The sequence below is a fragment of the Natronococcus sp. genome (genome assembly GCF_047921035.1).
Taxonomy (GTDB): domain Archaea; phylum Halobacteriota; class Halobacteria; order Halobacteriales; family Natrialbaceae; genus Natronococcus.
The window spans coordinates 1-1629 of record NZ_JBLRWX010000215.1 but is presented as its reverse complement, the minus strand read 5'-3'; the positions used below and the strand labels follow the sequence as shown (position 1 = coordinate 1629).

General features: G+C 65.6%; 2 pseudogenes. Both read right to left on the bottom strand.

Features of this window, described 5'->3' with window-relative positions:
• Window positions 1-180 precede the first annotated feature (180 nt).
• Window positions 181-1101 (bottom strand): annotated as a pseudogene (gene pstC / locus ACNA7R_RS20250) (phosphate ABC transporter permease subunit PstC); the annotation flags it as partial.
• 15 nt (window positions 1102-1116) lie between these two features.
• A pseudogene (locus ACNA7R_RS20245) lies at window positions 1117-1629 on the bottom strand (phosphate ABC transporter substrate-binding protein); the annotation flags it as partial.

The following is a 1629-nucleotide window of genomic DNA, read 5'->3' as shown; positions in this document are numbered from 1 at the left end:
GTAGAGGTAGGCGATCAGCCCGAAGACCAGCCCGACGGCGAGGCCGACGAGCCAGCCGGCCACGGTCGCGAGGAAGCCCTCGCCGGTGATCGACGCGACGAGCCCCGCCCCGAGCAGGAAGCCGGCGAAGGCGCCCCACACCGCGATGACGGCCCGGAGGGCCGCGTAGCCCGCGAAGCACAGCAACAGGCCGACCGCGAACAGGCTCTGATACTCGACGGTTCCGACAGCGGACGTCCCGCGGGCCATCGAGACCATGTAGGCCGTCATCGTCATGATCTCGTTGAACGGGTTCGCCGTGATGTTCGCGTTGAACCCGGCCGCGAGGGTGACGGCCATCGTTTCGCCGATCGCCCGCGAGACCGCGAGGATGTACGAGGCGAACACGCCGGATATCGACGCCGGCAGGACGATTTTCGTCGAGACGTCGAACTTCGTCGCCCCGAGGGCGTAGGCGCCGTTGCGGAGGTCGTCGGGCACCGCGGACATGGCGTCCTCGCTGATCGAGGAGACCATCGGGATCGTCATGATGCCGACGACGAGCATCCCCGAGAGCATGCTGTAACGGCCGATATTGATGCCGAACAGCGTCTCGGCGATGGGCCCGAGAAGGACCGGATTGATAAACGCGATCGCGAAGTAGCCGTAGACGATCGTCGGGATTCCGGCGAGGATCTCGAGCGTCGGTTTGAGCTTTGCCCGGACGCCGTCGGAGGCGTACTCCGAGAGGTAGATCGCCGTCGCGGTCCCGATCGGGATCGCGACGAACGCTGCGCCGACGGTGATCGCGAGGGTGCCGAAGATGATCGGCACGGCGCCGTGGGCCGGCGTCGCGTGATCAGGCGCCCACCGCGTTCCGGTGAAGAACTCGGTGAACGTCACCGTCCGCTCGATGTCTGCTCCGAGCAGCATCTCGGTGAGCCTGGCGCCGAAGAAGTAGCTCGCGGCGTTGTCAATCAACACGAAAAATATCGCGAGCGTCGTCAGGACCGTGACGGCAGCACAGCCGAAGAGCAGCCGTCTCGCTCGCCGGTTGGCCTCGAGGTCGCGCTCGGCCGTCCCGCCCGAGATTCCTGGCCCTTGGTTGGTGTCCGTACTCATTGGATGTTCTCGTCGTCAGTCGCGTTGAACGGTGAGGTCGTCCGACGATGCGCCGATCTGATCCAGCCAGTCGTCGATCTTGTCGTGGTTCTCCGCCTGTGCCTCGTCCGTGGTCGCGTAGAACCCTTCGTCGCGGGCGAAGTCGTGCTGTCCGTTGGTGTAGAAGCGGGCGAACGAGCCGACGAGGTCCGTTCGCTCCTCGAGACTGGCCATGCTGAAGTACGCGAACAGCGGCCGGGCGAGCGGCGAGTAGTTCCCCTCCTCGATGTTCTCCTCGGTCGGCAGGTAGAACTCGCCGTCGACGTCGCTCTCGACCGGAACGGCCTCGATCGGCTCCTCGTCCTCGATGTCACGCAGGTAGCCGAGACCTCCCCAGCCGAACGCGTTGACGTTGCCGGCGACTGCCCCCATGATCTCGTTCGTCTGGCTGGTCGCGGAGTAGTCGTCGCGGATGTCGCCCATCTCGCCGTTGATCTCGCGGGTGAAGTAATCGAACGTCCCCGACGCGCTGTCACGGGCGTGAAGTTC